This is a genomic window from Macrococcus equipercicus, from assembly GCF_024205945.1.
Lineage (GTDB): Bacteria > Bacillota > Bacilli > Staphylococcales > Staphylococcaceae > Macrococcus > Macrococcus equipercicus.
Genome location: NZ_CP073809.1, coordinates 1,253,716 through 1,267,713, shown reverse-complemented (window position 1 = coordinate 1,267,713; position 13,998 = coordinate 1,253,716). Strand labels below are relative to the sequence as shown.

Here is a 13,998-nt window from a genome sequence, read left to right as displayed (position 1 = left end):
AGAAATTAATGCTGAACTTTATCAGGAAAGGTTTTAAAAAAGTTTTCAGAAGTGATGAAGGATTTACTTTGATTGAAATGCTGCTCGTCCTGCTGGTGATTTCGGTGCTGATCATCGTCATTATACCAAATATCGCCAAACAGACCGATAATGTTCAGCAGACAGGCTGTCAGGCCCAGGTGAAGATGGTGCAGGGGCAGATTGAGGCTTATAGACTGCAGAACGGGACAACGCCTGCTTCTATTCAGGAACTGGTACCTGAATTTTTGAAATCCAATCAGACCACATGTAAAAATGGCAGCCAGATTACAATTGTTAATGGCGAAGCGACAGCCGGCAAGTAATTCGGCGTTCAGTTACATTGAAATGCTGCTTGTGATGTTGATGATGCTCATCATGATTCATATGATGAGCTATCATCCGTTTGACTACAAGCAGGCTGACGTAGCTGAAGTCAATAATGAGCTGCTGGCGGTAGTGACTTATTATCAGACACTTGCGCTGTCGACGGGGCAGTCGGTCACGCTCGAGTTTCTGCCTGGTCAGACAGCCATTAATATATCTTCGTCCAAACTCGGCATAAAGACGAGCTATCGTCTTAGGAACGGCTATATATACACAGGTAACAGCCGTAATGCGTCTGCCATCACCTTTTCGGGTGACAGCATCAATCACGGGGCGACAGTGACTTATTTTGTCAATAATAAACGATTTGAACTTATCTTTCAGCTTGTTAGAGGGAGGGTCAGAATTGTACAGGGATGATGCATTTCTGCTTATCGATGCTATACTCAGCCTTTCCATTATTACATTGATCTGTGCAGTGCTGATTCCGCTTCTGCATCAGATGAATAGCACGTATGCGGTATCAACTAAGGAACTGGAAGATTACCGTGAATTTTATGTCTATGTGAAATCGGGAGGAGACGTTATTGAACAAGGAGGCGCACTATGCCGCAAAGATTCTGAGACAGTGTGCATTCAGAGGAGATGATGCCTTTACACTTCTTGAGATGCTGCTGAATTTCAGTATAGCGCTGGTCATTTGCGCGTTATTTCCGCTGATCATCCAGAATATCAAGATGTTTCAATCGATTGCTTCTGACAACTATGATATTAACTTTGAGCTTTGTCTGAGAGATATACTCAGTGAGATAGAAGGTAAAGAAGTGACTGTCATAGACGGCGATCTTGCGGCAAAAGACACCGCATCAGGGAAGCGCTACAGCTATATGTATCATCAAGGCAGAATCGTCAGGACACTCAATCAGACGGGCTATGTCATCCTGCTTGAACAGGTCAGACAGGCACGCTTCTATGAACAGAGCGGCCATATTTTTTTAGCGGTTAAATGGCATGATGCGAGGAGAGTCAAAAATGAGATCGTTCAAATCACATGAAGGGATGATGTTTCCTTTTGCACTGATCCTGCTGATGATTGTTATTTTTTACGTCAGTAGTTATAGTGTAAGATATATGATCAAACTGAATTCAATCGATAATATCGAAGACTATTACTATAACCGGATTATCCAGGAACTAAAGGAGCATTGACTTGGCGATTACACTAGTAGGTTTTATGGGCGCAGGGAAAACTACATTAGGACAACGACTGGCGGCAGAATTAAATCTGCCGTTTATTGATATTGATACATATATTGAAGACGAGGAGCAGATGGCCATCAGTGAAATTTTCGCACAGCATGGTGAGTCTGCCTTCAGAGCGCTCGAAGCGGCCGCGCTCAAAAAATTTATCGATGGCAATTACATCATCGCGACCGGTGGCGGTATTGTTGAAAATACGAACAATATTGAAATGCTAAATAAAAATAAACTTAATATTTGGGTAGATACGAACATTAATACAATGTATAATAGGATTGTTGGTGATTCTGCACGCCCTAATGCAGCTTCCCGATCCTATTCTTCCATTAAACAGTTGTATATCTCACGGTGTTCACGATATAATGAAATCGCATTCATAAAAGTCGATAGTGAAGATACTATAGATGCATGCATCTCATATATTAAACAATATATAACAGCGGAAGAACAGTGATAGAGAGAATGATAATATCATCGCCGAAGGGGCAAACTAACGTGAAACTCTCAGGCAAAAGGATATCACTCGGACGCTTACCTGAAGAAATCGACAGGATAGTCTATCAGCTATCCTGTTTTTTTATATTTTAAATGGAGGTATTAATGATGGAATTAAAGAAGACACCGTTATACGACAGCTATATCGAAGCCGGAGCGAAAGTCATTGATTTTTCCGGCTGGGCGCTGCCTGTCCAGTTTTCGAGCATTAAAGAGGAACACAATGCGGTAAGAGAACATGCAGGGATGTTCGACGTCAGCCATATGGGGGAAATCATCGTCAAAGGTGAGAAAGCTTCGGAATACCTGCAGTCAGTGCTGACTAACGATGTCACGAAAGTGACACAGAATAAGGCGCAGTATTCTATGCTCTGTAATGAGCAGGGCGGCGTCATCGATGATCTGGTCGTCTATCAGCTTGAGGCGGATAAGTATTTGCTTGTAGTCAATGCCGGCAATACGGATATTGATTACAGCTGGCTGAAGCAGCATGAGATCGACGGCGCAGAAGTGATGAACGTCTCTCATGAATACGGCCAGCTTGCTGTGCAGGGTCCTGATTCGGAGAAAATCATGGCATCTTTAGTAGCTGAGGATATCAGCGGGCTGAAACTGTTTGAATATATTCAGGACGTAGAACTGTTCGGTGAAAAGGTGATTCTGTCACAGTCCGGCTATACCGGAGAACATGGCTACGAGATCTACTGCGAGGCACCGGTCACAGAAAAAATCTGGGACGGCCTTCTTGCTGCAGGTGTCACACCATGCGGTCTTGGTGCGCGTGACACACTTCGTCTGGAAGCTGCACTGCCGCTTCACGGACAGGATTTGTCGACCGATATCTCGCCTTACGAAGCAAACATGGGCTTCAGTGTAAAACTGAATAAAGGAGACTTCATCGGGCGCGAAGCACTGGCGGCGCAAAAAGAGCAGGGGCTGTCACGCAAGTCTGCGGGACTTGAGATGCAGGAACGCGGCATTGCCCGGACGGACTACGAAGTCTTCAACAGCAATGACGAAAAAATCGGTTATGTCACAAGCGGCACACAATCACCATCGACTGGCCGCTCCATCGCACTCGCATTAATTGAAACAAGTGAAACAGAGCCCAGTAATGACGTGTACGTGCAGATCAGAAAAAATAAAGTGCCGGCGAAAATCGTTATAACACCATTCCATAAAAATTAAGGGGAGAAATTATGAGCCATCGTTATATTCCATTAACAGAAACTGATAAGCAGGACATGATGAAGACCATCGGGATTCAGTCGATTGATGAATTGTTTGCGGATATACCTGAGAAAGTCCGTTTTGACCGGCCGTTAAACATTAAGGAGCGCAAAGCTGAAACACCGCTGCTGCGTGAACTGGGTCAGATTGCAGCTAAAAATATGACAAGTGACACGCATGTGTCATTTCTTGGGGCAGGCGTCTATGACCACTACATTCCGACCGTTGTGGATCACGTCATCTCAAGGTCTGAGTTCTATACGGCATATACACCGTATCAGCCGGAAATTTCGCAGGGTGAACTGCAGGCTATCTTTGAATTTCAGACGATGATTGCTGAACTGACAGGGATGGATGTAGCGAACTCTTCCATGTATGACGGCGGCACATCATTCGCTGAAGCGGCCATGCTTGCCTGCGGCCACACTAAAAAGAAGAAGATCCTTGTCTCTAAAGCGGTGAACAATGAATCACGCGAAGTGCTGCACATGTACGCAAAAGGTCAGAACTTAGAAGTCGTGGAAATTGACTTAAAAGACACGGTGACAGATCTTGATAAGCTGAAAGCAGCGGTCGATGCTGACACAGCATGTATTATGGTGCAGTATCCTAACTTCTTCGGCAGCATTGAAGATTTAGAAGCGATAAAAGCGATGACAGCAGGGACAAAAGCACTGTTCATCGTCTCAAGCAATCCGATGGCACTTGGTCTATTGACACCTCCTGGTGAGTTCGGTGCAGATATCGTCGTTGGTGACGCTCAAGTGTTCGGCATCCCGGCGCAGTTCGGTGGACCGCACTGCGGCTACTTCGCGGCGACAAAAGCATTGATGCGCAAAATGCCGGGCCGGCTTGTCGGACAGACGCAGGACGACGAAGGCCAGCGCGGCTTCGTACTGACACTTCAGGCACGTGAACAGCACATCCGACGCGACAAAGCGACATCAAACATCTGTTCCAACCAGGCATTAAATGCACTGGCAGCATCTGTAGCGATGAGCGCACTCGGTAAAAATGGTGTCTATGAAATGGCACAGCAGAACCTTTATAAGACGAACTATATGAAAGACAAAATGACTCAGGAAGGCTTCACGGTGCTTCCGGGCACATCATTCAATGAATTTGTTGTTAAGTTCAATCAGCCGGTCGCTGACATTAATGACAAGCTGCTGACAGATGGCTTTATCGGCGGCTTCGACCTTGGCCGTGTAGACGCTGCATTCAACAATCATATGCTGATTGCGGTGACTGAGCTGAGAACAAAAGAAGAGATTGATACATTTATTGCGAAGGTTGGTGTCTATAATGCTTAAAGGATCAAGCCCGTTAATTTTTGAACGCTCCAAAGAAAACCGCTTTGCATACTCTCTGCCGCCGGTGGAAGTAGATAATCAGAATGTCGAAGATATTCTTGAGGAGAAATTCATCCGCAAACAGTCACCGATGCTGCCTGAAATAGCAGAGCTTGACTTGATGCGTCACTATACAGAGCTTTCCAACAAAAACCACGGTGTCGATTCCGGCTTCTATCCGCTTGGTTCATGTACGATGAAATATAATCCTAAGATCAACGAGAAAGTGGCGCGTATGTCAGGATTTGCTGCTGCGCACCCGCTGCAGGACGAAAAGACCGTTCAAGGGTCACTTGAGGTTATTTATGACCTGCAGGAGCATTTAAAAGAGATTACTGGCATGGACGAAGTGACGCTGCAGCCCGCTGCAGGTGCTCACGGTGAATGGACGGCATTGATGATGATCCGTGCGTATCACGAAGCAAACGGTGACCATGCACGGACGAAAGTCATCGTCCCGGATTCGGCGCACGGCACGAACCCGGCATCTGCAACTGTTGCCGGCTTTGAAACCATCACGGTGAAGTCCAATGAAGAAGGACTGGTAGATATTGACGACTTGAAACGCGTTGTTGGGCCGGATACGGCAGCGATCATGCTGACAAATCCTAACACACTCGGCCTGTTCGAGGAGGATATTCTTGAAATCCGTGAAATCGTCCATGCTGCCGGTGGGAAACTTTATTATGACGGTGCTAACTTGAATGCCATTATGAGTAAAGTCCGTCCGGGAGACATGGGATTTGATGCGGTTCACTTGAACCTTCACAAAACGTTCACCGGTCCTCACGGCGGCGGCGGACCTGGTTCCGGTCCTGTCGGTGTGAAAGCTGACTTAATCCCGTTCCTGCCGAAACCACATATCATTAAAACAGAATCCGGCTATCAGTTTGACCATGATATGCCGCAGTCAATCGGGCGTGTAAAACCATTTTACGGTAACTTCGGCATCTATCTGCGGGCGTATACTTACATTCGGACGATGGGGCCGGACGGGCTGAAGGAAGCTTCTGAGACCGCAGTGCTGAACGCCAACTACATGATGCGTCGTCTCGAACCTTATTTCGAGCTGCCGTACAACAGACATTGTAAGCATGAATTTGTCATCAGTGGTGTGAGACAGAAAAAACTCGGCGTCAGAACGCTGGACATGGCGAAACGACTGCTCGACTTCAATTTCCATCCGCCGACAATCTACTTCCCGCTGAACGTTGAGGAATGTATGATGATTGAACCGACGGAGACGGAATCAAAAGAAACGCTCGACAGCTTCTGTGACACGATGATCCAGATCGCTAAAGAAGCAGAAGAGAATCCGGATATCGTCCTTGAGGCGCCGCATCACACAGTGATCGGTCGACTCGATGAAACGACAGCTGCCAGAAAACCGGTCCTTAAATACGAAGGAACGATTGAAGCATAAAAAAAGAAGCTTGAGGATATCCTCAAGCTTCTTAATGTTTGGCTTTAATTCGGCCCTTCCACTCTTTATAGCCGCCTTTTAGCATGTAAAGGTTGCTGTAACCTTTCTTCTTCAGCATTCTCGCTGCACGGTAGCACTGGATGCCGTTTTTATCAACAAAGTAAATCGGCTGGTCTTTACGTAGTCCAAGCATACGTGTTCTGAATATGCTCATCGGTATATTTCTTGCGCCGACAATATGGCCGTAATTATAATCCGCTTTCTCTCTTAAGTCGATGACCTGTGCACGGCGGAGCCCTGACTGAAAGTCATCTTGACTTAATTCTACGACAGCTTTACGATTAATAAAGTAATTGACTGCAATATAGACAATCAGCGCAAGAAGGATGAGTCCAAGGATGATCCATGTGTTCATTAACTATTCCTCCTAAAATACATATACTTCATTATAATGATTAACGGCATTGATTTCAAAGTAATTTTCACTAAACTCTCTATAAGGATGATCAACATGACAGAACAATGGCTATTTATCAATACGAAAAAACAGAATCCCTACTTTAATATGGCGCTGGACGAAGCACTGATGAACTGGGTATCGGAAGGACAGCTGCAGCCGGTCGTGCGTTTCTACGGCTGGAATCCGAAGACGCTGTCAATCGGCTACTTCCAGCAGCTTGAGAAAGAAATAGATATCGATAAAGTGAAGGAAAACCATATCGGGCTTGTACGCCGTGCAACAGGCGGCCGTGGCGTGCTGCATGACCACGAACTGACCTATTCCGTCATCGTCCCGGAAAGTCATCCGGATATGCCGAAGACTGTGACTGAAGCTTACCGTGTCATCTCCACAGGGCTGCTGGAAGGCTTCAGAAATTTAGGGCTGGACGCTTATTTTGCGATACCGCGGACAGAAGAGCAACGCGCGAAACTGAAAGACCCGAGAAGCTCGGTCTGCTTTGATGCACCGAGCTGGTACGAGCTGGTCGTCGAAGGCAGAAAGATTGCCGGCAGTGCCCAGACAAGACAAAAAGGAGTGATCCTGCAGCACGGCTCTATTCTGCAGAAAATCGATGTGGATGAACTGTTCGGCCTGTTCAAGTTCAAAAATGAGCGGCTGATGACTAAAATGAAGGATGCCTTTCATGACAAAGCAGTAGCGATCAATGAGCTGACCGATAAAGAAGTGACGATTGAGGAGATGGAAGATGCCTTTTACCGCGGCTTCCAGCAGGGGCTTAATATTCAGCTTATTCCTTACGAACTGACAGCCGAGCAGCTGGCTGAAGTGCATGAACTGTCGAAGAAATATATGAGCGATGACTGGACATATAGAAGATAAGCTGGCATATGATCAAGACGCCCGGGTGAAGTTTTTCACCCGGGCGTCTTAATTTATGACTGAAACTGAATGCTGTCTATTTTGTTGATGCCTTCATTCAAGGCGGCGCTGCCTTGAATGAAAGTCTTCCGGTCGGAAGCAGCATAGCCTTTTACGATTTTATTCATTCCAGCTATAAATTCTTTGTTGGCTTCGGTCACCTGACTATGAATATCCTCGTAGGAAGCAGGCAGGCTTTTGCCTTCCAGCTGTGCATTGAAAGCGTCGGTGGAACTTTTAATCTTCGTCTGAATAGCCGACAGCTGCGCCCGGACAGCCGGGTCATCTTTTAGGGCGGAGGCTTCACTGTCGATGGCGGAATATTCACTGAAGGCATCAGCCATCACCTGCGTATATGTGTTGAAATAGCCGGCATAATCTTCACTGGAAATAGTACTGCTTGTATCGTTTGTCAAGTCGAGCTCTTTGTTCAGAGCTGACAGTGTATTGCTATTGGAAATCTTTTTCGTTTTTTCATCGCTTATTTTTTCTTTAAGTGTTTTAATAGATGCTTTCAGCTCAGTCTGTTTGTTCTGCAGCTGCTCTGTTTCGTTGCTGCACGCAGCAAGCAGGAGCGTCGCTGCAATAACTAATTGTTTTTTCATAAACGTTCTCCTTATCCGGTCGTTCTTATTCTATGGTAACATGATAATAGAAGATTTTAAAACAACAAGAGAAGGGGTATACTATGAAATTCGAAAAAATCACGCAACTGCTGGAAGACAAAAATCTTGATGCCATCGTTGTGCTGTCGCCTTACAACCGCCGTTATTTATCGCTGTTCACGGGGTCCAGCGGTGCACTGGTCATCACGAAGGAGCAGCGCTACTTAATCACTGACTTCAGATATACAGCGCAGGCAACTGAACAGGCTGCTGATTTCGAGGTCGTCAAGCAGCCAGGGGGACTGCTGGATTGTGTCGCGGATCTGATTAAAGAGCTGCATGCTGAAACAGTCGGTTTTGAAGGAGATCTGATCACTTATCAGCAGTATGCGAAGCTGAAAGAGACGATGGAACTGGTCGATATCGGAGGTGCCATCGAAAGAATCCGGATGATCAAGGAATCCTATGAAATCCATCTTATTCAGCAGGCCGCAGATATTGCCGACCTTACATATGAGCATATTCTTAAATTCGTGAAACCCGGCATGACTGAGATGGAGGTGAACAATGAGCTTGAAATGTTCATGAGAAAGAACGGCGCATCAAGTTCTTCTTTTGACACGATTGTCGCTTCCGGACATCGGGGTGCCCTGCCGCATGGTGTGGCTTCTGGCAAGGTCATCCAGCAGGGGGAGATGGTCACGCTTGACTACGGTGCCATCTATCAAGGCTATATTTCTGATATCACCCGGACATTTGCAGTCGGAGATCCTGGTGAAGACATGAAGAAGATCTATGACATCGTGCTGAAGGCACAGGTGACAGCGCTGGAAACGATTAAACCGGGCATGACAGGTGCGGAAGCAGATGCGATTGCGCGCCGTATTATTGAGGACGAAGGATACGGCGCGCACTTCGGTCATTCGCTGGGTCACGGCATCGGACTTGAAGTACACGAAGGGCCGGGTCTGTCTGCCGCATCGCACATTGAGCTTGAGCCGAATATGTGTGTGACGCTTGAACCCGGTATTTATGTGGACGGGCTCGGCGGTGTCCGCATTGAAGATGATGTCCTTGTCACTGAAAGTGGGCTAAAGCGCTTTACACATTCTACAAAAGACCTTATTATTTTATAGACAGCAAAATTAGGAGGATTATTAAATGATCTCAGTAAATGATTTTAAGACCGGTTTAACGATTGAAGTAGATAACGGCATCTGGCGTGTTCTGGAATTCCAGCATGTTAAACCTGGTAAAGGGGCAGCATTTGTCCGTTCAAAATTAAGAAACTTAAGAACAGGTGCCATCCAGGAGAAAACGTTCCGTGCGGGTGAAAAAGTAGGCCGTGCGCAGATCGACAACCGTAAAATGCAGTATTTATATGCGAGCGGTGATGTTCATGTCTTCATGGACACTGAAACGTATGATCAGACAGAGATCCCTGAAACAGCATTGACTCATGAACTGAAGTTCCTGAAAGAAAACATGGATGTTCATATTCAAAGCTACCAGGGTGAAACGTTAGGTGTTGAATTACCGAACACGGTCACACTGGAAGTCACTGAAACAGAACCGGGCATTAAAGGCGATACAGCGCAAGGTGCTACTAAGCAGGCGACAGTAGAGACAGGTTACTCATTGAACGTGCCGCTGTTTGTCAACAACGGCGACAAATTGATTATTAACACAACAGACGGCTCATACGTCTCACGTGGTTAATCGGAGACATGCTCAGGCATGTCTTTTTTTAATACTTGAATTGGTCTGACCACTCAAGTAAAATGGGTTAGGTAGCTAGTATGAATATGAAGTATAAAGGAGAACATCATGAATTTTGAAGAACTTAAAGAACTGATCGACTTACTCGATCAGTCATCACTCACAATGATAGAAGTAGAAGAAGATAACCACAAAATCAAACTGAAAAAAGAGACGATTGTACAAGTCGCTCAGACAGCACCTGTTCAGGCGGTGCCGCAAGTTCAGGCACCGGCAGCGGAAGTTGAACGCCCGCAGGAAGAACCAGCAGCTGAGGGCCGTACAATCAATGCCCCGATGGTCGGAACATTCTATAAATCACCGACACCTGAAAGCGGTGCTTATGTTAAAGTCGGTGACCAAGTATCTGCTGAATCGGTTGTATGTATTTTGGAAGCGATGAAACTCTTCAATGAAATTCAGGCTGAACTCTCAGGCGAAATCGTTGAGATTCTTGTTGAAGATGGACAAATGGTGGAATACGGTCAGCCTTTATTCCGGGTGAAGTAATGAAGAAAGTATTGATTGCCAACCGCGGTGAAATTGCTGTGCGTATCATCCGTGCACTGAAAGAACTGAACATCCAGTCAGTCGCTATCTACTCTGAAGCCGACAAAGAAGCATTACATACTCAGCTGGCTGACGAAGCATACTGCGTCGGCCCTAAATATTCCAAAGACTCTTATTTGAACATACCGAACATATTGACGATTGCCAGTGCCACCGGCTGTGAAGGGATTCATCCAGGCTACGGGTTCCTCGCTGAGAACGCAGACTTTGCGGAAATGTGCGAAGCGTGCAACATCAAGTTCATCGGACCGAGTCATGAATCTATCACGAAGATGGGTATTAAAGACCTCGCTAAAAAAGAGATGATCAAAGCGAATGTGCCGGTCGTGCCGGGCAGTGATGGTCTTGTTGAAACGATTGACATCGCGAAGCGGGAAGCCGAAAGAATCGGCTACCCGGTCATCATTAAAGCGACAGCAGGCGGCGGCGGGAAAGGAATCCGTATCGCCCGCAATGAAGAAGAGCTCGTAACCGGCTACCGGATGACTGAGCAGGAAGCAGAAGTGGCATTCGGTAATAAAGGGTTATACATCGAGAAATTCATTGAGAACTTCCGTCATATTGAGATTCAGGTTCTTGCGGATTCTTACGGTCATGTCATTCATCTTGGTGAACGTGACTGCACGATTCAGCGCCGTATGCAGAAGCTTGTCGAAGAATCACCGAGTCCGACTATCAGTGAAGAGACGCGTGCCGCGATGGGACAGGCAGCTGTCAGAGCAGCCGAAACCGTCAACTACGAAGGTGCAGGGACGATTGAATTTATTTATGACTTGAACGAAAATAAATATTACTTCATGGAAATGAATACGCGTATTCAAGTGGAACATCCTGTCACAGAAATGGTGACCGGCATTGACCTCGTGAAGTGGCAGATCAGAATCGCGTCAGGCGAAAGGCTGGATATTCAGCAGGAAGATGTTCAGTTCAATGGCCACGCGCTGGAACTCAGAATCAATGCTGAGAACCCGCTGAAAAACTTCATGCCGTCAGCAGGTCAGATCACGCAGTATTTAGTGCCGGGCGGCTATGGCGTCAGAGTAGACTCTGCATGCTATAACCAGTACACGATTCCGCCGTACTACGATTCTATGGTGGCGAAGCTGATTGTCTTCCAGCCGACACGTGAAGAAGCGATCAGCTGTGCGCAGCGTGCCCTCGATGAATATATTATTCACGGCATCGACACAACGATTCCGTTCCATCAGGCATTACTGAAGCACCCCGTGTTCCTGAGCAAAGAATACAGCACGAATTTCCTGAAAGAAAACACACTGCAGTACGACTGAACGACCGGCCGCAGCATTTAAATGGCAGGGCTTGCGACAGTCGGACAGCTTAAACGGATGGAAGATCACTTCTATCCGTTTTTTGCCTTTTATTTTTGAGCTTGAATTCTATTCAATCTAGTTAATATTACCGCTGAATAATGGTATGATGTAAGTATGATACGATGGGAGGCAATAGCATGGTTGAATCGATGTCTAAAGAGAACTTAGGTACAGTGGAAATTTCGCCTAATGTCATTGAAGTAATCGCGACTATCGCGGTCAGCGAAGTCAAAGGTGTCACTTTACTGCAGAAAAATAAATCCCTCGATAAATTAGGTGTTAAAAATGCCCGGGGCGTCAATGTTGAAATTAAAGAAGATGACATTTATATCGATGCATACTGCACCTTTGAGTACGGCACTAAAATTTCTGCAACTGCTAAGCAAGTTCAACAGAACATTAAACATGCGCTGGAAAATATGACAGCGCTGAACCCTAAACAGGTCAATGTCCATATCATCAATATTAAATTTAAAGATAACTAAGAGGATGCCTGCATCCTCTCACTTTTTGAAGGAGAACAATTATGAGTCGTAGCGAATCGAGAGAACTGGCATTAAAAGTATTATTTCAGATGGAAACGAAGGAACCAATCACATTAACAGAAGCGAAGTCATTTGTTCTGGAACCGAATGAACGCGATGCATTCATGGATACGCTCACTGAAAGTGTCAAAGAACATGAGGAAGCGATTGATAGAGCGATCCGCCCACATCTGAAGCAGTGGACACTGGAGCGTCTGAGCAAAGTCGACCGCATTATTCTGCGCATGTCGGTCTATGAAGTGCTGTACACAGACGTCCCGGAAAAAGTAGCCGTCAATGAAGCGGTAAACCTGGCGAAAACTTATGGAGATGATGACAGCTACAAGTTCATCAATGGTGTGCTGAGCGAAGTCATTAAGCAGAAGCTGCAATGACAGAATATTTGTCCATCAGCGCGCTGACTAAATATATCAAAGTAAAGTTTGAACGGGATCCCTATCTTGAGAATGTCTACATTAAAGGTGAACTTTCTAATGTCAAGCATCATTCAAGCGGTCATCTTTATTTTGCGCTGAAAGACGGCGGAGCGGTATTAAATGGCATGATGTTCAAACGCGACGCGGTAAAGACGACGTTCACTCCGAAAGAAGGAGACCAGGTACTGATTACAGGGCGCGTGTCAGTATATGAAGCCCGCGGGAGCTACCAGCTCTACGTCAATGAGATGTCGCTTGATGGTGTGGGCCAGCTTTATGAGCGGTTTGAAGCATTGAAGAAGGAGCTGGAAGCAAAAGGCTGGTTCAACGCAGCGCATAAGAAGAAGCTGTCGAGATATCCGCAGCGTATCGCTGTCCTTACAGCATCGACCGGTGCTGCTATCCGTGACATCGAGTCGACGCTGACAAGACGCTATCCGCTGGCAGACGTCCATTATATTTCAACGCTAGTCCAGGGGGCAGGGGCAGTTGAAGATATCGTGAAGAATATCAAGCAGGCCGATACACTGGGTGTTGATGTCATGATCGTCGGTCGTGGCGGCGGCTCTATCGAAGATCTCTGGGCATTCAATGAACGGGCTGTCGTGCAGGCGATTTACGAGGCAGAGACGCCTATTATTTCTGCAGTAGGTCATGAGACGGATACGACGCTCAGTGACTTTGCGGCTGATTTAAGGGCGCCGACGCCGACTGCAGCAGCTGTTATGGCGACGCCGGACCAGTCTGAGCTGATGAATCAGCTTAAATCGACGGATGTTTTTCTGCGGCAGCAGCTGACGCAGCGGCTGAAGTATGAGCAGCAGCGCGTCCAGCGGCTGAGCAGTCATCCGGTCTTCCGCAATCCTGATCTGTTGATTGAACAGCAGGTGCAGCGTAAGGATGAACTGGAACAAAAGATGTTCTATCTGCTGAAGGACAAGTTCGCCGGGGCAAAGGAGCGGTTTGTCAGACTGGACAGTAGATTATCCGGTGACCGGCTGCAATCGCATATAGCGCTCAGTCAGCAGCAGCTCTCGCAATATGCACGGCAGCTGGATCAGTCGGTCAATAGGCAGCACGAGTCGCTTGCCAGAGCGCTGGAGTTTCAGCAGAAACTGCTCGCGAGTCTCAACCCGACAGGTATACTGGACAGAGGTTACAGTATTGTCAGGACAGCAGCAGGTATTACCAGCAGCATTCATGACCTGGAAGTTTCGCAGACCATCGATATCCAGATGGCTGACGGTGAAATAAGTGCGGTTGTAGAAGTGGTGAAGGAGGATTAAT

At 46.6% G+C, this 13,998-nt stretch carries 19 protein-coding genes and 1 riboswitch; of the genes, 17 read left to right on the top strand and 2 right to left on the bottom strand.

The annotated features are described in order from the left end of the window. Positions 1-8 precede the first annotated feature (8 nt). The 9 genes from comGC (at position 9) to gcvPB (ending at position 6,105) form a co-directional block, all read left to right on the top strand. The gene (gene comGC, locus KFV11_RS06540; protein WP_149458576.1) at positions 9-344 is read left to right on the top strand and encodes a competence type IV pilus major pilin ComGC; all 336 of its coding nucleotides are present in this window, start codon (positions 9-11) and stop codon (positions 342-344) included. Further along, positions 319-765 carry a hypothetical protein gene (locus KFV11_RS06535; RefSeq protein ID WP_149458577.1) on the top strand — a complete coding sequence of 149 codons (447 nt, stop codon included), beginning with the start codon at positions 319-321 and terminating at the stop codon, positions 763-765. Before comGC ends, KFV11_RS06535 begins: the two co-directional genes overlap by 26 nt. Next, positions 752-994, top strand: a complete 243-nt coding sequence (locus KFV11_RS06530; protein ID WP_254249524.1) for a hypothetical protein — start codon at positions 752-754, stop codon at positions 992-994. Before KFV11_RS06535 ends, KFV11_RS06530 begins: the two co-directional genes overlap by 14 nt. Beyond that, a complete protein-coding gene (locus tag KFV11_RS06525; protein ID WP_149458579.1) occupies positions 933-1,400 on the top strand; it encodes a ComGF family competence protein in 468 nt (155 codons plus the stop codon). The genes KFV11_RS06530 and KFV11_RS06525 overlap by 62 nt, the downstream gene beginning before the upstream one ends. Continuing rightward, positions 1,378-1,554, top strand: coding sequence for a hypothetical protein (locus KFV11_RS06520; RefSeq protein ID WP_170234528.1), 177 nt, complete (start codon positions 1,378-1,380; stop codon positions 1,552-1,554). The genes KFV11_RS06525 and KFV11_RS06520 overlap by 23 nt, the downstream gene beginning before the upstream one ends. Before the next feature lies 1 nt (position 1,555). Next, positions 1,556-2,059, top strand: a complete 504-nt coding sequence (locus KFV11_RS06515; RefSeq protein ID WP_254249523.1) for a shikimate kinase — start codon at positions 1,556-1,558, stop codon at positions 2,057-2,059. Further along, positions 2,049-2,135, top strand: a riboswitch (glycine riboswitch). (Overlaps the previous gene by 11 nt.) 70 nt (positions 2,136-2,205) lie before the next feature. Beyond that, positions 2,206-3,288, top strand: coding sequence for a glycine cleavage system aminomethyltransferase GcvT (gene gcvT / locus KFV11_RS06510; RefSeq protein WP_436970197.1), 1,083 nt, complete (start codon positions 2,206-2,208; stop codon positions 3,286-3,288). Between the two features lie 11 nt (positions 3,289-3,299). Beyond that, the gene (gene gcvPA / locus KFV11_RS06505) at positions 3,300-4,643 is read left to right on the top strand and encodes an aminomethyl-transferring glycine dehydrogenase subunit GcvPA (protein ID WP_149458581.1); all 1,344 of its coding nucleotides are present in this window, start codon (positions 3,300-3,302) and stop codon (positions 4,641-4,643) included. Continuing rightward, on the top strand, positions 4,636-6,105 hold the full coding sequence (gene gcvPB, locus KFV11_RS06500; protein WP_254249521.1) for an aminomethyl-transferring glycine dehydrogenase subunit GcvPB: 1,470 nt from the start codon (positions 4,636-4,638) through the stop codon (positions 6,103-6,105). Before gcvPA ends, gcvPB begins: the two co-directional genes overlap by 8 nt. Before the next feature lie 31 nt (positions 6,106-6,136). Here the strand turns inward: gcvPB and KFV11_RS06495 are convergent, their stop codons facing one another. Then, positions 6,137-6,520 (bottom strand): rhodanese-like domain-containing protein, encoded by a 384-nt coding sequence (locus KFV11_RS06495; RefSeq protein WP_254249520.1) that lies wholly within the window; start codon positions 6,518-6,520, stop codon positions 6,137-6,139. A 96-nt stretch (positions 6,521-6,616) separates the two neighbouring features. Here KFV11_RS06495 and KFV11_RS06490 point away from each other — a divergent pair, with 96 nt between their 5' ends. Then, positions 6,617-7,447 carry a lipoate--protein ligase family protein gene (locus KFV11_RS06490; RefSeq protein WP_149458584.1) on the top strand — a complete coding sequence of 277 codons (831 nt, stop codon included), beginning with the start codon at positions 6,617-6,619 and terminating at the stop codon, positions 7,445-7,447. 53 nt (positions 7,448-7,500) lie between these two features. Here the strand turns inward: KFV11_RS06490 and KFV11_RS06485 are convergent, their stop codons facing one another. Continuing rightward, entirely contained in the window at positions 7,501-8,091 is a 591-nt protein-coding gene (locus tag KFV11_RS06485; protein WP_254249519.1) for a hypothetical protein, read from the bottom strand. Positions 8,092-8,174: 83 nt separating this feature from the next. Between KFV11_RS06485 and KFV11_RS06480 the strand changes: the two genes are divergently transcribed. From KFV11_RS06480 to xseA, 7 genes are all read left to right on the top strand, one after another. Beyond that, positions 8,175-9,227 carry a M24 family metallopeptidase gene (locus tag KFV11_RS06480; protein ID WP_149458586.1) on the top strand — a complete coding sequence of 351 codons (1,053 nt, stop codon included), beginning with the start codon at positions 8,175-8,177 and terminating at the stop codon, positions 9,225-9,227. 25 nt (positions 9,228-9,252) lie between these two features. Then, positions 9,253-9,810 carry an elongation factor P gene (gene efp, locus KFV11_RS06475; RefSeq protein ID WP_149458587.1) on the top strand — a complete coding sequence of 186 codons (558 nt, stop codon included), beginning with the start codon at positions 9,253-9,255 and terminating at the stop codon, positions 9,808-9,810. Positions 9,811-9,918: 108 nt separating this feature from the next. Then, entirely contained in the window at positions 9,919-10,359 is a 441-nt protein-coding gene (gene accB, locus KFV11_RS06470) for an acetyl-CoA carboxylase biotin carboxyl carrier protein (RefSeq protein ID WP_149458588.1), read from the top strand. After that, the gene (gene accC / locus KFV11_RS06465) at positions 10,359-11,708 is read left to right on the top strand and encodes an acetyl-CoA carboxylase biotin carboxylase subunit (RefSeq protein WP_149458589.1); all 1,350 of its coding nucleotides are present in this window, start codon (positions 10,359-10,361) and stop codon (positions 11,706-11,708) included. Before accB ends, accC begins: the two co-directional genes overlap by 1 nt. Positions 11,709-11,887: 179 nt before the next feature. Next, positions 11,888-12,235 carry an Asp23/Gls24 family envelope stress response protein gene (locus KFV11_RS06460; RefSeq protein WP_254249518.1) on the top strand — a complete coding sequence of 116 codons (348 nt, stop codon included), beginning with the start codon at positions 11,888-11,890 and terminating at the stop codon, positions 12,233-12,235. A gap of 41 nt (positions 12,236-12,276) precedes the next feature. Then, the gene (nusB, locus tag KFV11_RS06455; RefSeq protein ID WP_149458591.1) at positions 12,277-12,669 is read left to right on the top strand and encodes a transcription antitermination factor NusB; all 393 of its coding nucleotides are present in this window, start codon (positions 12,277-12,279) and stop codon (positions 12,667-12,669) included. Then, positions 12,666-13,997 (top strand): exodeoxyribonuclease VII large subunit, encoded by a 1,332-nt coding sequence (gene xseA, locus KFV11_RS06450; RefSeq protein ID WP_149458592.1) that lies wholly within the window; start codon positions 12,666-12,668, stop codon positions 13,995-13,997. Before nusB ends, xseA begins: the two co-directional genes overlap by 4 nt. Position 13,998 lies beyond the last annotated feature (1 nt).

Excerpts from the sequence above, each read along its gene's own strand:
- accB (WP_149458588.1), top strand. The coding sequence starts at position 9,919 with ATGAATTTTGAAGAACTTAAAGAACTGATCGACTTACTCGATCAGTCA.
- gcvPA (WP_149458581.1), top strand. The coding sequence starts at position 3,300 with ATGAGCCATCGTTATATTCCATTAACAGAAACTGATAAGCAGGACATG.
- gcvT (WP_436970197.1), top strand. The coding sequence starts at position 2,206 with ATGATGGAATTAAAGAAGACACCGTTATACGACAGCTATATCGAAGCC.
- KFV11_RS06490 (WP_149458584.1), top strand. The coding sequence starts at position 6,617 with ATGACAGAACAATGGCTATTTATCAATACGAAAAAACAGAATCCCTAC.
- nusB (WP_149458591.1), top strand. The coding sequence starts at position 12,277 with ATGAGTCGTAGCGAATCGAGAGAACTGGCATTAAAAGTATTATTTCAG.
- KFV11_RS06495 (WP_254249520.1), bottom strand. The coding sequence starts at position 6,520 with ATGAACACATGGATCATCCTTGGACTCATCCTTCTTGCGCTGATTGTC.
- KFV11_RS06535 (WP_149458577.1), top strand. The coding sequence starts at position 319 with ATGGCGAAGCGACAGCCGGCAAGTAATTCGGCGTTCAGTTACATTGAA.
- accC (WP_149458589.1), top strand. The coding sequence starts at position 10,359 with ATGAAGAAAGTATTGATTGCCAACCGCGGTGAAATTGCTGTGCGTATC.
- comGC (WP_149458576.1), top strand. The coding sequence starts at position 9 with ATGCTGAACTTTATCAGGAAAGGTTTTAAAAAAGTTTTCAGAAGTGAT.
- KFV11_RS06480 (WP_149458586.1), top strand. The coding sequence starts at position 8,175 with ATGAAATTCGAAAAAATCACGCAACTGCTGGAAGACAAAAATCTTGAT.
- gcvPB (WP_254249521.1), top strand. The coding sequence starts at position 4,636 with ATGCTTAAAGGATCAAGCCCGTTAATTTTTGAACGCTCCAAAGAAAAC.
- efp (WP_149458587.1), top strand. The coding sequence starts at position 9,253 with ATGATCTCAGTAAATGATTTTAAGACCGGTTTAACGATTGAAGTAGAT.
- KFV11_RS06485 (WP_254249519.1), bottom strand. The coding sequence starts at position 8,091 with ATGAAAAAACAATTAGTTATTGCAGCGACGCTCCTGCTTGCTGCGTGC.
- KFV11_RS06520 (WP_170234528.1), top strand. The coding sequence starts at position 1,378 with ATGAGATCGTTCAAATCACATGAAGGGATGATGTTTCCTTTTGCACTG.
- xseA (WP_149458592.1), top strand. The coding sequence starts at position 12,666 with ATGACAGAATATTTGTCCATCAGCGCGCTGACTAAATATATCAAAGTA.
- KFV11_RS06460 (WP_254249518.1), top strand. The coding sequence starts at position 11,888 with ATGGTTGAATCGATGTCTAAAGAGAACTTAGGTACAGTGGAAATTTCG.